18 protein-coding genes are annotated in these 19,142 nt (G+C 69.9%); 7 read left to right on the top strand and 11 right to left on the bottom strand.

Annotated elements, in window-relative coordinates; genetic code table 11:
• The 3 genes from narH to narI are packed head-to-tail and all read left to right on the top strand — an operon-like array spanning position 1 to position 3,100.
• Positions 1 to 1,536, top strand: a complete 1,536-nt coding sequence (gene narH / locus ACFYO0_RS19575; protein ID WP_388677202.1) for a nitrate reductase subunit beta — start codon at positions 1 to 3, stop codon at positions 1,534 to 1,536.
• Positions 1,533 to 2,327: a nitrate reductase molybdenum cofactor assembly chaperone gene (gene narJ / locus ACFYO0_RS19570; protein ID WP_388677199.1), complete on the top strand. Its 795-nt coding sequence runs from the start codon at positions 1,533 to 1,535 to the stop codon at positions 2,325 to 2,327. The genes narH and narJ overlap by 4 nt, the downstream gene beginning before the upstream one ends.
• Positions 2,324 to 3,100, top strand: coding sequence for a respiratory nitrate reductase subunit gamma (narI, locus tag ACFYO0_RS19565; RefSeq protein ID WP_388677196.1), 777 nt, complete (start codon positions 2,324 to 2,326; stop codon positions 3,098 to 3,100). The genes narJ and narI overlap by 4 nt, the downstream gene beginning before the upstream one ends.
• Positions 3,101 to 3,212: 112 nt before the next feature.
• Here narI and ACFYO0_RS19560 read toward each other — a convergent pair whose 3' ends face one another.
• The 3 genes from ACFYO0_RS19560 to ACFYO0_RS19550 form a co-directional block, all read right to left on the bottom strand.
• Positions 3,213 to 4,181, bottom strand: a complete 969-nt coding sequence (locus tag ACFYO0_RS19560; protein WP_388677193.1) for a helix-turn-helix domain-containing protein — start codon at positions 4,179 to 4,181, stop codon at positions 3,213 to 3,215.
• Between the two features lie 143 nt (positions 4,182 to 4,324).
• Positions 4,325 to 4,558, bottom strand: a complete 234-nt coding sequence (locus ACFYO0_RS19555) for a hypothetical protein (protein ID WP_388677190.1) — start codon at positions 4,556 to 4,558, stop codon at positions 4,325 to 4,327.
• Between the two features lie 114 nt (positions 4,559 to 4,672).
• Positions 4,673 to 5,410 (bottom strand): SDR family oxidoreductase, encoded by a 738-nt coding sequence (locus tag ACFYO0_RS19550; RefSeq protein WP_388677188.1) that lies wholly within the window; start codon positions 5,408 to 5,410, stop codon positions 4,673 to 4,675.
• A gap of 143 nt (positions 5,411 to 5,553) precedes the next feature.
• Between ACFYO0_RS19550 and ACFYO0_RS19545 the strand changes: the two genes are divergently transcribed.
• Positions 5,554 to 6,126 carry a TetR/AcrR family transcriptional regulator gene (locus ACFYO0_RS19545; RefSeq protein ID WP_388677185.1) on the top strand — a complete coding sequence of 191 codons (573 nt, stop codon included), beginning with the start codon at positions 5,554 to 5,556 and terminating at the stop codon, positions 6,124 to 6,126.
• A 238-nt stretch (positions 6,127 to 6,364) separates the two neighbouring features.
• Here ACFYO0_RS19545 and ACFYO0_RS19540 read toward each other — a convergent pair whose 3' ends face one another.
• From ACFYO0_RS19540 to ACFYO0_RS19510, 7 genes are all read right to left on the bottom strand, one after another.
• Positions 6,365 to 7,363 carry an Acg family FMN-binding oxidoreductase gene (locus tag ACFYO0_RS19540; RefSeq protein ID WP_388677183.1) on the bottom strand — a complete coding sequence of 333 codons (999 nt, stop codon included), beginning with the start codon at positions 7,361 to 7,363 and terminating at the stop codon, positions 6,365 to 6,367.
• A gap of 176 nt (positions 7,364 to 7,539) precedes the next feature.
• Complete coding sequence (locus tag ACFYO0_RS19535) at positions 7,540 to 8,232, bottom strand: response regulator (RefSeq protein ID WP_388677180.1); 693 nt, start codon at positions 8,230 to 8,232, stop codon at positions 7,540 to 7,542.
• Positions 8,233 to 8,423: 191 nt separating this feature from the next.
• Positions 8,424 to 9,170: a pyruvate formate-lyase-activating protein gene (pflA, locus tag ACFYO0_RS19530; RefSeq protein WP_388677178.1), complete on the bottom strand. Its 747-nt coding sequence runs from the start codon at positions 9,168 to 9,170 to the stop codon at positions 8,424 to 8,426.
• Positions 9,167 to 11,428, bottom strand: coding sequence for a formate C-acetyltransferase (gene pflB, locus ACFYO0_RS19525; protein WP_388677175.1), 2,262 nt, complete (start codon positions 11,426 to 11,428; stop codon positions 9,167 to 9,169). Before pflB ends, pflA begins: the two co-directional genes overlap by 4 nt.
• A 239-nt stretch (positions 11,429 to 11,667) precedes the next feature.
• A complete protein-coding gene (locus ACFYO0_RS19520) occupies positions 11,668 to 12,291 on the bottom strand; it encodes a hypothetical protein (protein WP_388677173.1) in 624 nt (207 codons plus the stop codon).
• Positions 12,292 to 12,468: 177 nt separating this feature from the next.
• Positions 12,469 to 14,892, bottom strand: a complete 2,424-nt coding sequence (locus ACFYO0_RS19515; protein WP_388677612.1) for a phosphoketolase — start codon at positions 14,890 to 14,892, stop codon at positions 12,469 to 12,471.
• Between the two features lie 148 nt (positions 14,893 to 15,040).
• The gene (locus ACFYO0_RS19510; protein ID WP_388677170.1) at positions 15,041 to 15,481 is read right to left on the bottom strand and encodes a pyridoxamine 5'-phosphate oxidase family protein; all 441 of its coding nucleotides are present in this window, start codon (positions 15,479 to 15,481) and stop codon (positions 15,041 to 15,043) included.
• A gap of 380 nt (positions 15,482 to 15,861) precedes the next feature.
• On the opposite strand from ACFYO0_RS19510, the gene ACFYO0_RS19505 reads away from it, so the two are divergent.
• The 3 genes from ACFYO0_RS19505 to ppk2 all read left to right on the top strand — a co-directional run bounded on the left by ACFYO0_RS19505 (position 15,862) and on the right by ppk2 (position 17,995).
• The gene (locus ACFYO0_RS19505; protein ID WP_388677167.1) at positions 15,862 to 16,326 is read left to right on the top strand and encodes a Crp/Fnr family transcriptional regulator; all 465 of its coding nucleotides are present in this window, start codon (positions 15,862 to 15,864) and stop codon (positions 16,324 to 16,326) included.
• A gap of 47 nt (positions 16,327 to 16,373) precedes the next feature.
• The gene (locus ACFYO0_RS19500; RefSeq protein ID WP_388677609.1) at positions 16,374 to 17,090 is read left to right on the top strand and encodes a CBS domain-containing protein; all 717 of its coding nucleotides are present in this window, start codon (positions 16,374 to 16,376) and stop codon (positions 17,088 to 17,090) included.
• Between the two features lie 101 nt (positions 17,091 to 17,191).
• Positions 17,192 to 17,995, top strand: a complete 804-nt coding sequence (ppk2, locus tag ACFYO0_RS19495) for a polyphosphate kinase 2 (RefSeq protein WP_388677165.1) — start codon at positions 17,192 to 17,194, stop codon at positions 17,993 to 17,995.
• A 9-nt stretch (positions 17,996 to 18,004) separates the two neighbouring features.
• Here the strand turns inward: ppk2 and ACFYO0_RS19490 are convergent, their stop codons facing one another.
• The gene (locus tag ACFYO0_RS19490) at positions 18,005 to 19,108 is read right to left on the bottom strand and encodes a zinc-binding dehydrogenase (protein WP_388677162.1); all 1,104 of its coding nucleotides are present in this window, start codon (positions 19,106 to 19,108) and stop codon (positions 18,005 to 18,007) included.
• Between the last annotated feature and the right edge of the window lie 34 nt (positions 19,109 to 19,142).

Here is a 19,142-nt window from a genome sequence, read left to right as displayed (position 1 = left end):
ATGCGCGTGATGGCACAGATCGCGATGGTCATGAACCTCGACAAATGCATCGGCTGCCACACCTGCTCGGTCACCTGCAAGCAGACGTGGACCAACCGCACCGGCGTCGAGTACGCCTGGTTCAACAACGTCGAGACCAAGCCCGGCGTCGGCTACCCCCGCCGCTACGAGGACCAGGAGCAGTGGAAGGGCGGCTGGATGCTCGACAAGCGCGGACGCCTCGTCCTGCGCTCCGGCGGCCGGATCAAGCGGCTCCTGTCCCTCTTCTCCAACCCCGACCTGCCGAGCATCGAGGACTACTACGAGCCGGTCACCTACGACTACGACAACCTCGTCAACGCCCCGGCCGGCAAGGACATACCGGTCGCCCGCCCGCGCTCCGTCCTCACCGGCAAACCCACGTCCATCACCTGGGGCGCCAACTGGGAGGACGGCCTGGGCGGCGCCCCCGAGAATGCCGGCGGCGACCCGAACCTGACCGGCGAGTGGGCGCAGAAGGTCAAGTTCGAGTTCGAGCAGACCTTCCTCTTCCACCTCCCCCGCTTGTGCGAGCACTGCCTCAACCCGGCCTGTGTGTCGGCCTGTCCGTCGGGTGCGATGTACAAGCGGGTCGAGGACGGCATCGTCCTGGTCGATCAGGATCGTTGCCGGGGGTGGCGGATGTGCGTGACGGCATGCCCGTACAAGAAGGTGTACGTCAACCACGCCACTGGCAAGGCGGAGAAGTGCACCTTCTGCTTCCCGCGCATCGAGGCCGGCCAGCCGACGGTGTGCTCCGAGACCTGCGTGGGACGACTGCGCTACCTGGGTCTGCTGCTGTACGACGCCGACCGCGTCGGCGAGGCGGCGGCCACCCCGAACGAGCAGGACCTGCTGGACGCCCAGCGCGGCGTCTTCCTCGACCCGCACGACCCCGAAGTGCGCGCCGCAGCACGCGAGTCGGGCATCCCGGATAACTGGCTGGACGCCGCCCGCCACTCCCCCGTGTACGACCTGGTCATGCGGTACAAGGTCGCGCTGCCGCTGCACCCGGAGTACCGCACGATGCCCATGGTCTGGTACGTGCCCCCGCTCTCCCCCGTCCTGGACGCCGTCGACGCGGCGGGCGGAAACCAGGACGACCCCGACCACGTCTTCGCCGCCGTCACCCGGCTGCGCATCCCGCTGGAGTACCTGGCGGAACTCTTCACGGCCGGAGACACGGACGTCGTCGCCGGCGTGCTGATGAAGCTCACCGCCCTGCGCTCGTACATGCGCGAACGCACCCTCGGTGAGGACGGCGACGAGGCGGCGCTGAAGGCCGTCGGACTCACCGTCCGCGAGGCAGAGGACCTGCACCGGCTCCTCGCCGTGGCCAAGTACCAGGACCGGTACGTCGTCCCCGCCGCCCACAAAGAGGACGCCGCCGCGCTCACCGCGATGGAGAACCGCTGCCCGGTGGAGTCCGCGGACGAACCGTCCGACCGCAAGGTGATGCTCGGCATCCCCACCCTGCGCCGCCGTGTGCCCGAAGCCCCTGCCGGAGGCCGTCCGTGAGCCCGCTCCCCGCCACGATTCCCGCCATCGTCCGCACCCGCGTCCGGGCGGCCGTACGTCGCCCCGCCCGCCTCACCCCCGAGGAGGCCGAGGCACGCACCCTGCTCCTGCGCCTGTGCTCGCTGCTCCTGCAGTACCCGGACGCCGAGCTGGCCACCGCCCGACCGGTGTTGACCACGACCGTCGAGGCGCTGCCGCCCTCGCCCGCCGCCGACCACCTGGCCGCCTTCACCACCTGGTTCACCGACCAGGAACCGGAGGTCCTGGAGCGCCACTACGTCGAGATGTTCGACCTGCGCCGCAAGAGCAGCCTCTACCTCACCTACTACCTGCACGGCGACACCCGTCGCCGGGGCATGGCCCTCCTCACCCTCAACCAGCGCTACCGGGCGGCGGGCTGGGACACCGACGGCGGCGAACTGCCCGATCACTTGCCGGTCGTCCTTGAGTTCGCCGCCCTGACGGGCCCCGGTGGTGGTGAGGCACCGCTGCGCCAACACCGGCGCGGTCTTGAGCTGATCCACCGCGCCCTGACCGACGCCGACTCCCCGTACCGGCACGTCCTGGCCGCGCTGCTCACCCTGCTGCCGCCGCCCACCGAGGCGGACCGTGCGGCGGTGGCCCAGCTCGTTGCGGAGGGCCCGCCGAACGAGGAAGTCGGCCTCGACCCCTACGGGACGTACGGGGACGGGGAGTTCGCCCCGCCGGGCACCTTCGTGCCGCCGATGCCCGCTCCGCCGACCCGAGTGCAGCCGACCGCCCCGACCAGCCGTACAGAAGGAACCCGATGAACACCTCGCTCTCCGCCTCGGCGAGCGGCGCCGATCTGCTCCTGTGGGTCGCCGTTCCCTACATCTGCCTCGCCGTGTTCGCCGTCGGGCACGTCTGGCGCTACCGGCAGGACCAGTTCGGCTGGACCTCCCGCACCAGCCAGCTCCTCGAACACCGCTGGCTGCGCTGGGGCAGCCCGCTGTTCCACCTGGGCGCGTTCATGGTGATCGCCGGGCATGTCGTGGGGCTCGCCATTCCCGACTCGTGGACCGAGGCCGTCGGCATCAGCGAGCACACATACCACACAACTGCCGTATGGGCAGGCTCAGTTGCGGGTGTCGCCATGGTCGCGGGGCTTGGCATGCTGTGCGCCCGTCGGCTGCTGACCCGCCAGATCCGCCTGGGTACCGACCGCAGCGACAAGTTCCTCTTCCCGCTGCTGTCCGCCACCGTCCTGCTGGGCATCACCGCCACCGCCGCGCACAACGTCTTCGGCGCCGGCTACGACTACCGCTCCACCGTCTCCGTATGGTTCCGCGGCCTGTTCGTCCTCCAGCCTCAGCCGGAGGCCATCGCGGGAGCCCCGCTGCTGTTCCAGCTGCACGCCCTGACCGCCTTCCTGCTCTTCGCGGCCTGGCCGTTCACCCGGCTCGTGCATGTGTGGAGCGCCCCGATCGGCTACCTGACCCGGCCGTACCTGGTCTACCGGCGGCGGGCCACACCGGCGGCAGTCCCGACGACCGCGGGCCGGACGCGGTCGGCCTCCGGTTCCGGCTCGCGGCGAGCCGCATGAGTTCAGAGCCCGCGCTTGGCGACCCGCGGCGGCGCATGTCGCGAGCGCCGACCGTGACCAGGGCCTCCCGGAGCCAGACGGCCCGGTTGCAGCCAGCCCGCGGCAGAGACCCTCACGAGGGGGAGCGGGGGTGGTTCTGGTCGCGCCAGGCGCGAGGCGAGATTCCGTACGCCTGTTTGAACACCTTGCTGAAGTGGGTCGCGTCCACGAAGCCCCACCTTCGTCCAATCGCTGCGATGGTCCGCAGCCGCCCGTTCGGGCCGGCCAGTTCTCGCCTGCATGCGGCCAGGCGGCGTGTGCGGATCCAGTCTCCGAGGCTGATGCCCGACCGGGACAGCACCGCGTAGAGATGACGTACGGAGATGCCGTGTGCGGCAGCGATCCGTGCCGCCGACAGATCGGGATCAGCCAGGTGGGCCCGGAGGTACTGAGTGATCCGCAGGCTGAGTGTCGCCTCCAACGGCCCCGTGGCCAGGCTGGAGTTGCCGTGCTGGGACGCCAGGACGGCACGGAGGAGTTCGACGCTGGGTTCCACGACGGCGTCGGCGTGCACACCGTGCTGCAGTTCGTCGCTGACGGCCAGTTGGGAGAAGTAGGTGAAGGCGAGGCGCGCAATGGGGTTGTCGGATCCCAAGGGGACCGCGGTGATGTCGCGCAGCAACCGGTCGGGGAGCGCGAGTGCCGCGCGGGGGAAACGGATGAAGCGGTGGTCGACTCCCTCGTCGAAGAGAAGTGTGTAGGGAGCGATCGATTCGTAGACGGCGCAGTCCCCCGGCCTCAGCAGGCACTGGCGACCGTTCTGCACCACCAGGCTGCTGCCCGTCATCTGCACCCCCAGAGTGACGGCCGGCTCCTCGTCCTTTCTGGCGAGCCGCTCCGTGCGACGGAGGGTGACCGCGGTCGCCCGCGCCGAACAGATCCTGATGGGCCCCACGGCACCGAGCCCTACGCGGGCGGAGATGCCCTCAGCCGGAGGACGGTGCTCGATATCGACCGTCACCATCGATTCCCACACCGCGTGCCGGAGCACTTCCTCCCGGTCCCGCGGCGGTATGAACGCGGTGTCCAGGACCGGGCTCATGAGGCAGACCCTCGTCTGCCTCGGTCATAAAACCGGCCTGACAATACTTCGGCCCGTTCCCCCACAAGTCCCCCTCGACACGGACGGTTCAGACATCAGTTTGGCTGGATTCGATCTCGCCGCGCAACGGCTTCGGCGGGCACTCACAGGACCCTCACCTGATACAGCCTCAACTTGATGCGGTGGCACTGCTGACAAAGCTCCGCGTCGTGTACCGCGACGACCCCCTGCGCGTGGCCGGCTTCGCCTCCGCCGCCGGCCAGGAACTGACCGAACACACGTCCGTCCTGCCTGCGGTCATCCAGGTCGTCCAGGGCCGCCTCGACCTGGTCCTGGGCGACGAGCAGACCGAAGCGACGCCCGGGGGTTGGATTCATCCGCCCGTACGGCTGCCGCACTCGGTGTACGCCACCGAGCCGAGCGGGCGGGACGGCCGCCGCAGAGGCTGTTTGCGATCCCGCCCACGCGAGCGGAGTTGCTTTTGCCGGCAGTCAGGCTTGCACGGTGGGCCGGACGACGACCTCGCTGATGTCGATGCCGGCGGGCTGCTCGATCGCGTAGCCGATCGCGGATGCGATGGCGGAGGGCGGGACAGCGATCTCGTCGCGCTGTCGGACCATCGCCGCCGCTGTCTCGGGGCTCGCTCCCTTACCCACACCCTCAGTGTTGGTGAATCCGGGCGAGACGAGGGTGACGCGCAGGTCGGGACCGGACTCCAGCCGCAGCCCCTCAGTCAGTACCTTCACCGCCGTCTTGGTGGCCGCGTAGACGCTCTGCGGGGTTTTCACGATGTAGGCCGCGGTGGAGGCCACGTTGACGAACTGGCCGGAATGCTGCCGCCGGAAGACAGGCAGCGCCGCTCCGATGCCGTTCAGCAGGCCGGTGATGTGCGTCGCGACCATCGCGTCCCAGTCGTCCTGGCGCAGCTCGTCGAACGGTGACACCGCCATCGTGCCGGCGTTGGAGACCAGGACATCGAGCCGGCCGAACCGGTCGATCGCCGTGTCCGTGAGAAGCTTGAGATCTTCCCGGCGCGTCACGTCGACGACGGTTCCCACGGCTGAGCCGCCCTGCGTGGCGATCTGGTCCACCACCGCGTTCAGCCGGTCTTCCCGTCGGGCTCCGAGCACGAGCTTGGCCCCTCTGGCGGCGAGGTATGTCGCCGTCGCCGCTCCGATGCCGCTGCTGGCACCCGTGATCGCTACCACTTTGCCTTCGATTCCCGACATGATCAGAAGTCCTTCCAGAGGAACGCACACAGGCCAGACCATGACCTACAGTGAAAATGGAGGCGCCACCACTTATCCGAGAGTAAGTGGACACGCCCCCACTTAGCAACTGGAGAAGACCGGAGAGGGGACGGCAGCCGCCGATGACCGAAGACGCACAACGTCCGTTGCGCGCTGACGCGCGACGCAACCGGGACAAGATCCTTACGGCTGCGGTGAGCGTGTTCGCCGAGGAGGGGCTGGATGCGCACCTGGAGCGCATCGCCCAGGCAGCGGGCGTGGGCAGCGCAACCCTGTACCGCAACTTCCCTACCCGGGAGGCTTTGATCGAGGCGGTCTACCGCAATGAAGTAGCCCAGCTGTGCGACGCTGTTCCCGATCTTCTGGCGGCGAAGCCGCCGTACGAAGCCCTGCGCGCGTGGACACGCCTCTTCCTGGACTACGTCACCGCCAAACTCGGCATGGCCGACGCCCTGCGCTCCATCGCCGCTACGGGACAAAATCCCTACGGCCACAGTCAGGACATGATCCAGGCCGCCATCACCGCCCTGATGGACGCATGCGCAGCCGCCGGGTCGATCCGTACCGACATCAGCCCGACCGACCTGGGTGCCGCCCTCGCAGGCATCGCCCTCACCTCAGCACAGCCCGAACAACGAGAGCAGGCCGAACGCCTGCTCGACCTCACCCTGGACGGACTGGCTGCGCGTTCGTGATGCCGTCTCCACGCGGACGTCAGGGCCTGTGCACAGGCGCGGTGCGCACTCGGCGAGTCAGTCCAGAGCGCGCGAATCACCACACTCGATGCCTCTGCTGGTCTCACATCAGACCGTTTCCCGGAGCCGCTTCGGGACGTCGGAAAGATGCGGAAACCCCGCGGCCCGGGGCCGCTTGGAGCAACATGCCGGGGCCGCTGAACAACGTCATGGCCAACCAGCCGAAGTGCCGCGTCGTTTACACGATCTCCAGTACGTCCCGCACCGGGCGTCGGGGCGTGGCCGGCCCCCTCGGTCCGTAACCGAGCCGCAGCACCATCTGCACCTGGCCCGCGCCCGACCCCGGGTCGCGGGCCAGCAGCCGCAGCGCGCGGTCCTCCAGCGCGTGCGAGGTCAGAGACGTCGCCAGGTCGACCAGGGTCGCTTCCAGCAGTACGCGCTCCAGGGCCTGCCCTGCGCGCAGCCAGTCGGCCGGGCCGTCTCCGGGAGTGCTCAGCAGGGCCAGGCGCGGGGTGTGCTCGAAGGTGGTGGTTCCGCGGTCCGCGACGGGTCGGCGTCCGGCGAAGTCCCGTACGGGGGCCCTGCCGTTTCGCTTGCGAGGCCCGAACGCGTACTCGGGGACTCCGTCGACGGCCGTGTCCGCCTCCGGCCCGAGCCGGGTCCAGCGGGCCAGGTCCTCGTTCGCGTCCGGCTCCAAGGTGTCCCGGCTCTCGGCGTCGCGGATCAGGTCGAACACGGTCTCGGCGTGCCAGGGTCCGGGGAAGAGCAGTACGGCACCCTCACGCTCGGCGGCGTCCCTCAGGGTGGCCCGTACGTCCTCGGGGACGTCCTTCTCCGCGAAGGGATGGCGGCTGGTGTGCCGTTGGCGGATCGCCGGGTGCAGTCGTGCCAGGTCCTGGTCCCGCGCGCCTTCGGCGTCATCGGACAGTTGGACGGCGGCGAGGGCCAGCGGGTCGCCGGGCTCGGGCAGCAGCCGGCTCTGAGCCACGAGGTCCGCGTGCGCGGCGGCGACGCGCAGGTTGAACAGTGCCGCCCCGCAGCCGATGTGCAGCGCCCGGTTGTCGGGATCGGAGTGGGGCATGGCCCGCTCGGGGTCGCCCCGCAACATCAGGACGCGCTCGCCGGTCAGGTAGCGGAAGCGCCACGGCTGCGCGTTGTGCATGGACGGAGCAGCGGCAGCCTCGGCCACCAGCCCCCTCACAGCCTTCTCGTCCAGATGTCCCTGTCGCGAAGCCATGACATCCTCCTCACACGCCACCGGCGCGCAGCGGGTCTGCATCCCCGTGTACCCCGATGAGCCAGGTGTGGACGTGCCGCTGCGCCGGCCTGGTGACCGGGCATGCGATCGAGCTCGGTCCGTACGGGGTACGGGGCGAGCCGGGGGACGTCAGGCCACCAGCTCGCCGCGTGCCGTCAGCGGCCTTCCTGCTTCAGCCGGTCCTGGGCCTGGGTGGCGATGACTGCGGCCTGGATGCGCCGCTCCACACCGAGTTTGGCCAGCAGCCGGGAGATGTGGTTCTTCACCGTCTTCTCGGCGAGGTAGAGCCGCTGGCCGATCTGGCGGTTGGTCAGTCCCTCCCCGATCAGGGCCAGGATCTCCCGCTCCCGCTCGGTCAGTCCCGGCAGGGCGTCGGGCTCGGGCTCCGGCTCCTGGCCCTGGCGCAGCCGGGCCATCAGCTTGGCGGTGGCGCTGGGGTCGAGCAGGGACTGGCCCTTGGCCACCGTACGGACGGCCGACACCAGGTCCGAGCCCTGGATCTGCTTCAGCACATACCCGGACGCCCCCGCCATGATCGAGTCCAGCAGCGCCTCCTCGTCGTCGAACGAGGTCAGCATCAGACAGGCCAGCTCCGGCATCCGCGAGCGCAGCTCCCGGCACACGGTCACCCCGTCGCCGTCCGGCAGCCGCACATCGAGCACCGCGACCTGGGGGCGCAGCGCGGGCACGCGGACCAGTGCCTGCTCGACATTGGCGGCCTCCCCGACCACGGTGATGTCCGGCTCGTCGTTCAGCAGGTCGTGCACCCCTCGCCGTACCACCTCATGATCGTCCAGCAGGAAGACCCGGATCGGGTTGTCGGGTCCGGGCTGCTCGCCGTCCGCCATCGGAAACTCCTTTTTCTGCTTGCTCTGCCTGTTCGCCCGCATGGTGGCAACGTTCCTGTCTACCCCAGATCCTGCGCGATTCCGGACCGAAGAACCAGGGCCGGTCGGCCCTACTCGCCCCGGCACCCCGTCATCCCGAGACGCTCTCGCGCACGCCTGGCGCACCCACCTGGACTGAGATCGGTCCTCGTTCAGACCGCCCGCAACCCGTGCTCGCGGAACTGCTCCCGCACCCGTTCCGTCAACTCCGTGTCCGGCGTCGGCGTGTCCCGCAGCGGAAACGGGATGCCCAGCCCGTCGTACTTGTGGGCGCCGAGCTTGTGGAACGGCAGGACGTCCACGCGGTCGACGTTGGACAGGCCGGCGAGGAATGTGCCGAGGCCGTCGACGGCAGTCGGGTCGTCGGTCCAGCCGGGTACCAGGACGTAGCGGATCCAGACCGGGACGGCGAGTCGGTCCAGGCGGGTGGCGAAGTTGAGGGTGGGGACGAGGTCGCCGCCGGTCAGTTTGCGGTAGGTGCGGATGTCGAAGGACTTGATGTCGAGCAGGACCAGGTCGGTGTCGGCGAGGAGTTCGTCGGTGGCGCGGGCGCCGAGGAAGCCGGAGGTGTCGAGCGCCGTGTGCAGGCCGAGTTCCTTGCAGCGGCGGAAGATCTCGGCTGTGAAGGCGGGCTGGAGCAGGGCCTCGCCGCCGGTGAGGGTTACTCCCCCGCCCGCGGTGGTGATGAAGGGGCGGTACTTCTCGATCTCGGCCATCACCTCGTCCACCGTCGTCTGCTTGCCGTCGCGCATGTGCCAGGTGTCCGGGTTCGCGCAGTACAGGCAGCGCAGCGGACAGCCGCTGAGGAACAGGACGAACCGGGTCCCGGGACCGTCCACCCCCGTGGACAGGTCCCAGGAGTGGACCCGGCCCGTCACCGGCTCGATCGTGGTGCTCACAGCGATCCATGGAAGGTGCGGCTGATCACGTCGAGCTGCTGCTCGCGCGTCAGGCGGACGAAGTTGACCGCGTAACCGGAGACGCGGACCGTCAGCTCCGGGTACTTCTCCGGGTGTTCCATGGCGTCCTCGAGGGTCGCCCGGTCCAGGACGTTCACGTTCATGTGGAAGCCGCCGGAGGCCATGTACGCGTCGAGGATCCCGGCCAGGTGTGCGGCGCGCTCGTCCGGGTCGTGACCCAGCCCCTCGGGCGTGATCGTGGTGGTCAGCGAGATACCGTCGCGGGCCTGCTCGTACGGGAGCTTGGCCACCGACAGCGCGGAGGCGGCCACGCCGTGCCGGTCCCGGCCGTTCATCGGGTTGGCGCCCGGTGCGAACGGGGCGCCCGCGCGCCGGCCGTCGGGGGTGTTGCCGGTGTGCTTGCCGTACACCACATTCGACGTGATGGTCAGCACCGACTGCGTGTGCTCGGCGTTCCGGTACGTCGGATGCCGGCGCACCTTCGCCATGAACGACCGCACCAGATTGGCGGCCGGCGCGTCCGCGCGGTCGTCGTTGTTGCCGTACGCCGGGTACTCGCCCTCGACCTGGTAGTCGACGGCCAGCCCGGTCGCGTCCCGGATGACCTTCACGCGCGCGTGCTTGACGGCCGAGAGGCTGTCTGCCGCCACCGACAGGCCGGCGATGCCGCACGCCATGAAGCGGTGCACGGGGTGGTCGTGCAGCGCCATCTCGATGCGCTCGTAGGCGTACTTGTCGTGCATGTAGTGGATGACGTTGAGCGCGTTGACGTATGTGGCCGCCAGCCAGCCCAGCATGCGGTCGTACGCCGCCGACAGCTCCTCGTAGTCCAGGTATTCGCCGGTCAGGGCAGGCATCGCGGGGGCGATCTGCTCGCCGGTCATCTCGTCCCGGCCGCCGTTGATCGCGTACAGCAGGGCCTTGGCGAGGTTGACCCGCGCACCGAAGAACTGCATCTGCTTGCCCACCGCCATCGCCGAGACGCAGCAGGCGATCGCGGTGTCGTCGCCGGTGCGCGGGCGCATCAGGTCGTCCGACTCGTACTGGATCGCGCTGGTGTCGATGGAGACCTGGGCGCAGAACTCCTTGAAGCCGGAGGGCAGCCCCGGCGACCACAGCACGGTCAGGTTGGGCTCGGGTGCCGGGCCGAGGTTGTAGAGGGTCTGCAGGAAGCGGAAGGAGGTGCGGGTGACCAGCGGGCGGCCGTCGGTGCCGATGCCACCGATGGACTCCGTCACCCAGGTCGGGTCACCGGAGAACAGGGCGTCGTACTCGGGAGTGCGCAGGAACCGTACGATCCGCAGCTTGATCACGAAGTCGTCGATCAGCTCCTGGGCCCGGGGCTCGTCGAGGGTCCCCTCCTCCAGGTCGCGCTGGAGGTAGACGTCCAGGAAGGTGGAGGTGCGGCCCAGCGACATCGCGGCACCGTTCTGCTCCTTCACCGCCGCCAGGAAGCCGAGATAGAGCCACTGCACGGCCTCGTGGGCGGTGGCCGCGGCGCGGGAGACGTCGCAGCCGTACGAGGCCGCCATCTGGGTCAGCTCTCCCAACGCCCTTACCTGCTCGGCCAGTTCCTCGCGGTCGCGGATGACGTCCGGGGTGGAGGGCTGCGCGTCCAGCCGGGCCAGCTCGGCCCGCTTGGCCTCGATCAGCCGGTCGGTGCCGTAGAGCGCGACCCGACGGTAGTCGCCGATGATCCGGCCGCGGCCGTAGGCATCCGGCAGCCCGGTGATGATTCCGGCCTTGCGGGCGGCGCGCATCTCGGGGGTGTAGGCGTCGAAAACACCGTCGTTGTGGGTCTTGCGGTAGGTGCTGAAGACCCGCTTGACGAAGGGGTCGGCCTTGTAGCCGTACGCCTTCAGCCCGTTCTCGACCATCCGCAGGCCGCCGTTGGGCATGATCGCCCGCCGCAGCGGGGCATCCGTCTGCAGGCCGACGATCAGTTCGCGGTCGCGGTCGATGAAGCCCGGCCGGTGCGAGGTGATGGTGGACGGGAGGCCCGTGTCCACGTCGAGGATGCCCCGGCGCCGCTCCTCCGGGAACAGCCGCGCGACCTTGCCCCAGACAGCGAGCGTGCGCTCGGTCGGCCCGGCCAGGAACGTCGAATCGCCTTCATACGGCGTGTAGTTGGCCTGGATGAAGTCGCGTACGTCGACCTGGTCCCGCCAGTGCGTACCGGCGAAGCCCCGCCATGCCTCGGTTGCCACCCGGGGTCCAGCTGTCACCGTTACCGTCATGGCCGGTCTCTCCCTCACTCCGCACGTGGAACTTCTGCCCGCAGGATCTCTGCGTTTCCGATACTCGTCGCCCGCCATGCCTGCCGGGAGGGCCTGTCGGCGTCCCCGGAGCGTGCCGTACGTCCCTGCTGTGCCGGGCCGTTGGGCACGTCATGCCGAGCCGGCCGCCGGTGGCACAAGACGACCGGGGCACCTCCGCCGACGAGCGGAGGTGCCCCGGTCCGTGGAGCATCCGGCCCTCAGAGGAGCCAGCGGTTGCGGCTGACGAAGGGCAGCCGTGCCCACGCCTTGCCCAGCCCCCAGGTGGCCCCGGCGCCCGCGGCCGCCAGCGCGATGAGGACGACGGCGTAGACGAGGTGGTAGTCGGCGAACGGGTTGGTGGACATGCTCGCCGAGCCGTCGGAGAGGTGCTTTGCCGGCGGCCACTCGGCGATCCACATCAGCGCCATCATGGCGGTGCCGGCGACCGCGGCGAGCCGCAGGCCGATGCCCGCGATCAGGGCGAGGCCGATGCCGAGCAGGCCGAGCATGAACAGCCAGTCGGCCCAGGCCGCCCCGGCCCAGTCGTGGAAAGTGGACTCCATCGGGCCGACGGCCACGCCACTGAGGAAGCCCATGGTCGGCGAGCCGCCGTCGATCCAGCCCTTGCCGGACGGGGTGGCGTAGCCGAAGCCGAAGGTCTTGTCGAGGAAGGCCCACAGGAAAACGAAACCGGTCAGCAGGCGGAGCCCGGCGAACACGTACGCACGGGTCGCCGTCGCGGCGGCGGTCGTCTCACCGGCGGTGGCGTGAGCCGCCCCGGTCCCGCGCAGAGACGGGAAGCGGAATCCCAGATGCCGGTGGGGGTGGTCGTGCACTGCCATGATGCTCATCCCTTTCGAGGGGTGCGACGCGCCGGATGTGGGCGACTCTCGTTCTCCCGTGCTCTGGTTGCGTCTGTTGTGCTTTCAATGTGCCGCGTCGTCGATGCCCGTCGGAGGGGCCCCAAGGCCCGGACAGGTGGGCCGAAAGGCCCCCGGTCCGGGCCCTGTCGGCATCGGTCAGCCGTCCCACGACCAGTCGGCGACCTCCGGCAGGTCGGTGCCGTGCTCGCGGATCCAGTCGTGGTGGCGTTGGCGCGCGTCCTGCATCCGCTGGCGTACGGCGGCGGTGCGTACCGCGAGGCCGGGCACGCGGTCGATGACGTCCATGACCAGGCGGTAGCGGTCCATGTCGTTGCGGACCACCATGTCGAACGGCGTGGTCGTGGTGCCGATCTCCTTGTAACCGCGCACGTGCAGGTTCTTGTGGCCGGTACGGCGGTAGGCCAGGCGGTGGATCAGCCACGGGTAGCCGTGGTAGGCGAAGATCACCGGCTTGTCCGGCGTGAAGAGCCCGTCGTACTCGAAGTCGGTCATGCCGTGCGGGTGCTCCTCGCTCGGCATCAGCCGGGCGATGTCGACGACATTGACGACCCGTACCGACAACTCGGGCAGGTGCCGACGCAGCAGCTGGGCTGCGGCCAGCACCTCCTGGGTGGGCACGTCGCCCGCGCAGGCCAGTACCGCGTCCGGCTCGCGGGTGCCGTTCTCGGTGCCGGCCCACTCCCAGACCCCGGCGCCCCGCGCGCAGTGCGCGACGGCCTGGTCCATCGAAAGCCAGTCGTAGCAGGGCTGCTTGCCGGCCACGATCACGTTGACGTAGTCGCGGCTGCGCAGCGCGTGATCCGCCACGGACAGCAGCGTGTTGGCGTCCGGCGGCAGATAGACCCGTACGGCCTCGGGACTCTTGTTCATGATGTGGTCGACGAAACCGGGATCCTGGTGCGAGAAACCGTTGTGGTCCTGGCGCCAGACGTGCGAGGTCAGCAGGTAGTTGAGGGAGGCGATGGGGGCGCGCCAGGGCAGCCGGCGGGTCACGCGCAGCCATTTGATGTGCTGGTTGACCATCGAGTCGACGATGTGCACGAACGCCTCGTAGCAGGAGAACAGTCCGTGCCGGCCGGTCAGGAGGTAGCCCTCCAGCCAGCCCTGGCAGGTGTGTTCGGAGAGGATCTCCATCACCCGGCCGTGCCGGTCGAGGTGTTCGTCCACGTCCAGGGTGCCGGCCTGCCACGCCTTGCCGCTGGCGGCGTACACGGCCTGGAGGCGGTTGGAGGCGGTCTCGTCGGGGCCGACGAGGCGGAAGTCACGCCGGTCGGCGGTGTTCCGCATGACGTCTTTCAGCAACTCGCCGAGGACGCGGGTGGGTTCGTGCAGGGTCGCGCCGGGTTTGTCGACGGGGACGGCGTAGCGCTCCAGCGAGGGCAGAGGCAGTTCGCGCAGCAGCAGTCCGCCGTTGGCGTGCGGCGTGGTGCCCAGGCGGCGGGCGCCGTCCGGGACGCAGGCCAGGACGTCGGGTACGGGGCTGCCCTGCTCGTCGAACAGCTCCTCGGGGCGGTACGAACGCAGCCACGCCTCCAGCTGCCGCAGGTGTTCCGGGTTGTCGCGGACGGCGGACAGCGGGACCTGGTGGGAGCGCCATGTGCCTTCCACCGGCAGTCCGTCGACCTGAGCCGGGCCGGTCCAGCCCTTGGGGGTGCGCAGCACGATCACCGGCCAGCGGGGGCGCTCGGTCGCGCCGCCCGCGCGTGCGGCGTGCTGGAATTCGGCGATGCGGTCCAGTGCGGTGTCCATGGCCTGCGCCATCGCCTGGTGGACGGCGGCCGGGTCGTCGCCGGTGACGTGGAGCGGGTCGTGGCCGTAACCGCGCAGCAGCTCGTCGAGCTCCGACTCCGGGAGCCGGGCGAGCACCGTCGGGTTGGCGATCTTGTAGCCGTTGAGGTGGAGGATCGGCAGGACGGCCCCGTCGTGCACGGGGTCGAGGAACTTGTTGGAGTGCCAGGACGCGGCCAGCGGGCCGGTCTCCGCCTCGCCGTCGCCGATCACGCAGGCGACCAGCAGGTCCGGGTTGTCCAGGGCGGCCCCGTAGGCGTGCGAGAGGGAATAGCCGAGTTCGCCGCCCTCATGGATGGAGCCGGGCGTCTCGGGCGCGACGTGGCTGGGGACACCGCCGGGGAACGAGAACTGCTTGAACAGCCGCGCCATCCCGGCGGCGTCCCGCGTGACGTCGGGATAGGTCTGGGTGTACGAGCCCTCCAGCCAGGAGCCCGCGACCACCGCGGGGCCGCCGTGACCGGGGCCCCAGATGCACAGAGCGTCCAGGTCACGGGCCCGGATGACACGGTTGAGGTGGGTGTACACGAGGTTCAGCCCGGGCGATGTGCCCCAGTGACCGAGGAGGCGCGGCTTGACGTGCTCGGGGCGCAACGGCTCGGTCAGCAGGGGGTTCGCCATGAGGTAGATCTGGCCGACGGACAGGTAGTTCGCGGCGCGCCAGTGGGCGTCCAGCGTCCTCAGCTCGTCGTCGGCGAGCGCAGCGAGATCGGGGTCCACCCGGCCGGAGGCTGGGGGTGGCGTCGGCGCCTGCTGGTTGTCGACGGACATCATGGAGTCCCTTCCGGATCGGGTTCGGTCGGAGGTGCATGCGGGTCCGTACGTACGTCCCCACCCTCCCTCGTTCCGCCGAGTACCCGACAGGGCCGACCGGCCCATACCGGTCATGGGAAGGAACCGCTCACAACACTCGAGACGTTCAGCGGGTGAGGCCCACTCCATACAGAGTGCGTCCACCGACAAGCTCACGCCCGGTGACCAGCTCGGGCTCGATACGGACGAAGAGCTCCCGCTGCGCGGGCACCCAGGAGTCCGGGCCGGTGCGGGCCAGGCGTTCGTGCTCGGCTGGATCGGTCACGACCGTGGCCGTGCCCGTGACGACGACGCTCCAGCCGGAGTGCCGGTCCGCGTCGACGTCGTCGGTCTCGAAGGCGACCACGGCGCCGTCGATCGCGCGGACCAGTTCCGAGGTTGCGGAGGTACGCAGCAGGACCGTGCCGTCGCCGTCCAGGCCGAAGTTCACCGGCAGCACGGCGGGCAGGGCCCGGCGCGTGTAGACGATGCGGCCGACGGGCACCGTGGCCATCAGCCGCAGGCACTCCTGCCGCTCGAGTTCGCGGAATCCGTCATTGGGGTTCATCGGTCGGCCCGTCCTTCGCCTGGTGCAGCGGTGCCTACGTTCTTCCACCCACACTGAGCCGGATGAGGCTGGAGGGTGAGGGCCATGAGTCCCGGTCCGGTTGGAGAACGACCCGTTGTCCCTTTTGCACTGCGCCGCCCCTCGCGACCCGGCTGGAGGCAATGACCGCAGGCCGCGCCGCAAATCTGATGCTGGACCTGCGCTCCACGTGAGGCCCTGGCCCGTATGCCCGAGGCCGTCGCCCGCAGGCCGAACCCCGAAGGGCCCGGACGCGGTGCCGGGCAGCCCAGCCATAGGGCCGAGTGGCCCATCGCCCGCCGCAGGACACAGGAGCACTCTGGAAGTGGCAGGTTCCGTACGCCCCTGACTGGAGGCATGTCATGAACGCTCCCGCCACGGCCGGCATGCTGCAGGCGCTGCCCACCGAGCACCGGCAGCGGCTGATGCGCTTTGCCCGGGAGGTGTCGTTCCCCGAGGGCACGCGCCTCTTCGAGGAGGGGGGCCGCGCCGACCGGTTCTGGATCATCCGTACCGGCAGCGTCGACCTCGACATGCACGTGCCCGGCCGCCGCGCGGCCGTCATCGAGACCCTCCGGCACAACGAACTCATCGGCTGGTCCTGGCTGTTCGCCCCGCACGCCTGGCACCTGGGCGCGACGGCGACCAGCCCGGTGCGCGCCTACGAGTTCGACGCCACCGCGATCCGCTCGATGTGCAAGGACGACCCCGCGTTCGGCCATGCCGTCACCCAGTGGGTGGGCGAGGTCCTCGCCCACCGCCTGCGCTCGGCCCGCACGCGGCTGCTCGACCTGTACGCCCCGTACGGCAGCGGGAGCCTCCTGTGACCGCGCCGACGCATCGGAGCGACGACGACCCCACCCAAGGAGAGACCATGTACGGCACCCCGCACATCGTCAGCGACGTGATGACCCACACCGTGGCCGCCATCGGCCGTGGCGCCTCCTTCAAGGAGATCGTGCGGATGATGCAGGACTGGAAGGTCAGCGCCGTGCCCGTCCTGGAGGGCGAGGGCCGGGTGGTCGGGGTCGTCTCGGAGGCCGACCTGCTGCACAAGGAGGAGTTCCGCGACAGCGACCCCGACCGGGCCACCCAGCTGAAGCGCCTGTCCGACCTCGCGAAGGCCGGCGCGGTGACCGCCGGGGAGCTGATGACCTCTCCGGCCCTCACCGTCCACGCGGACGAGACGCTCGCCCAGGCCGCGCGGACCATGGCACACGCGAAGGTCAAACGGCTCCCGGTCGTCGACGAGTTGGGCATGCTGCAGGGCATCGTCAGTCGCGCCGACCTGCTGAAGGTATTCCTGCGCGAAGACGATGACATCGCGGAGGAGGTACGCCGGGAAGTGGTGTCGTACCTCTTCCCCGCGCCGACGTCAGCCGCACGCGTGGCAGTACGGGACGGGGTCGTGACGCTGAGTGGACGCATCAAGGACACCTCCCTGGTCCCGGTGGCGGCACGGCTGATCCGAGCCGTGGAGGGAGTCGTGGACGTGGAGTTCGACGTCTCCGAGCAGGCCCGTTCCTCGGAGCCGACCGGCGCCCCGTCGAGTCGCGGCTCGAGTCACAGGGAGAACGCCTCCCCCTCCTGACCCGCAGCGCGGACGGAACCCTCTTCCCCGCACCAGGGCACCAGTGACGACGTCGATTACGTTGAGGTCATTGACGTAGGCAACCGGGCACTGGAGGCGGCATGACCGGCAAGAAGGCGGCGAAGGTGCCGCGCGCGGCATACGAAAAGGAACTGCTGCGCCTGCAGACCGAGTTGGTGAAAGTGCAGGAGTGGGTGCGCGCCGAGAGCGCCCGGCTGGTCGTCGTCTTCGAGGGCCGGGACGCGGCGGGCAAGGGCGGCACCATCAAGCGGGTCGCCGAACACCTCAACCCACGCGTCGCGCGCATCGCGGCGCTGCCGACGCCGACCGAGCGCCAGCGCACCCAGTGGTACTTCCAGCGGTACGTCGAGCATCTGCCGGCCGCCGGGGAGATCGTGCTGTTCGACCGGTCCTGGTACAACCGCGCCGGAGTCGAGCATGTGATGGGCTTCTGCACCAAGGAGGAGTACCAGCTGTTCCTGCGCCAGTGCCCGATCTTCGAGCGGATGCTGGTGGAGGACGGGATCCTGCTGCGCAAGTACTGGTTCTCGGTGAGCGACACCGAGCAGCAGGAGCGCTTCCGGCGCCGGCTGGAGGATCCGCTGCGACGCTGGAAGCTTTCGCCGATGGATCTGGAGTCGATCACCCGCTGGGAGGCGTACTCCCGGGCCAAGGACGAGATGATGGTGCACACCGACATCTCCGAGGCGCCCTGGCACGTCGTCGAGAGCGACGACAAGCGCCGGGCCCGGCTGAACATGATCGCCCACCTGCTGGACTCCGTGCCGTACCACGAGGTGCCGCCGCCGGTCCTTGAGCTGCCGGAGCGGCCTGCGTCGACGGGCTACGAGCGCCCGCCGCGCGATCTGCAGACCTACGTCCCCGATCACGCGGCGAGCCTGTGACTCACAGTCTCATTCCTGCCGCGGCACGATGAGCGCCTTCACCACCCGCTGGGCCGCGACGTCCTCCAGCGCGGCCTGCGCCTCGGCGAGGCCGTACTCCCTGGTGATGAGGTCGGTCCACGGGAAGATCTGCCCGTACCGGGCCATGACCTGGACCGCCCGGTAGACGTGCCCCACGTCGCTGCCCCAGCAGCCGCGGATGTCCAAGTGCTTCTGGTTCAGGTCGAGATGGGGGTTGAAGGTCGCCTCACCGGTGTCGGTGTACTGGCCTACGATCACGTACCGCCCGGCGTCCCGGGTGAGCCGCATGCCCTCGGGCACCGCCGAGGGCACGCCGGTCGCCTCGATCGTGACGTCCGCGCCGCGCCCTCCGGTCGCTTCCTGTACTGCCGCGATCCGCTCGTCGGGCGTGGTGGTGCCGATGTCCGTGACGGTGTCGGCGCCGAACCGTGTCGCCGCGGCCAGGCGGGACTCCGGGCCGCCGATGACGATCACTTTGCCGGCGCCGCGCAGCTGGGCGAGCACGGCGGCGCACAGGCCGACCGGCCCTGAGCCCTGGACCACGACCGTGTCACCGAAGGCGATCTCGCCGAGCGTCACGGCGTGCAGCGCGGTAGGCATGCCGCAGCCTCCGGAGAGGAACGCGCGCCAGTCGAGTTCGTCGGGCAGCGGGATCACGTGGACGCCCGGTTTCAGATGGATGTACTCTCCCCAGCCGCCCAGCAGTCCGTCGTCGGCCGAGAGGGTGACCCCGTAGACCTTCCGCTCCGGGCAACGGGTGGTCGCATGGGCGACGGTGCAGTACCAGCAGCGCCCGCAGGTCCCGTACACGTCGAGGAACGTCACGGTCTGCCCGACCCGCAGCGGAGCTCCGTTCACATCCCGAGGCACCTCGCCCGGTCCCAGCGCGCTGATCCGCCCCACACTGACGTGGCCGGGAATGATCGGGTACGGCACACCCGCGAGCTGCCCCTTCCACAAATGCGCGTCCGTGCCGCACACCTCGCTTCCCAGGGTCCGCAGCAGGATCGCACCCGGCTCCAGTTCGGGCCGGGCGAACGAGCGAACTTCGAGCGGTGCACCGGGTTCGGGCATGACGACGGCGGAGATCACGAGGGCTCCTGTTCGCTGAGGGCGACCCGCTGCT

Source organism: Streptomyces sp. NPDC006365 (assembly GCF_042870755.1).
Classification (GTDB): domain Bacteria; phylum Actinomycetota; class Actinomycetes; order Streptomycetales; family Streptomycetaceae; genus Streptomyces; species Streptomyces xiangluensis.
Note: the sequence above shows the minus strand (reverse complement) of the source record. Positions and strands in the feature narration are given on the sequence as shown.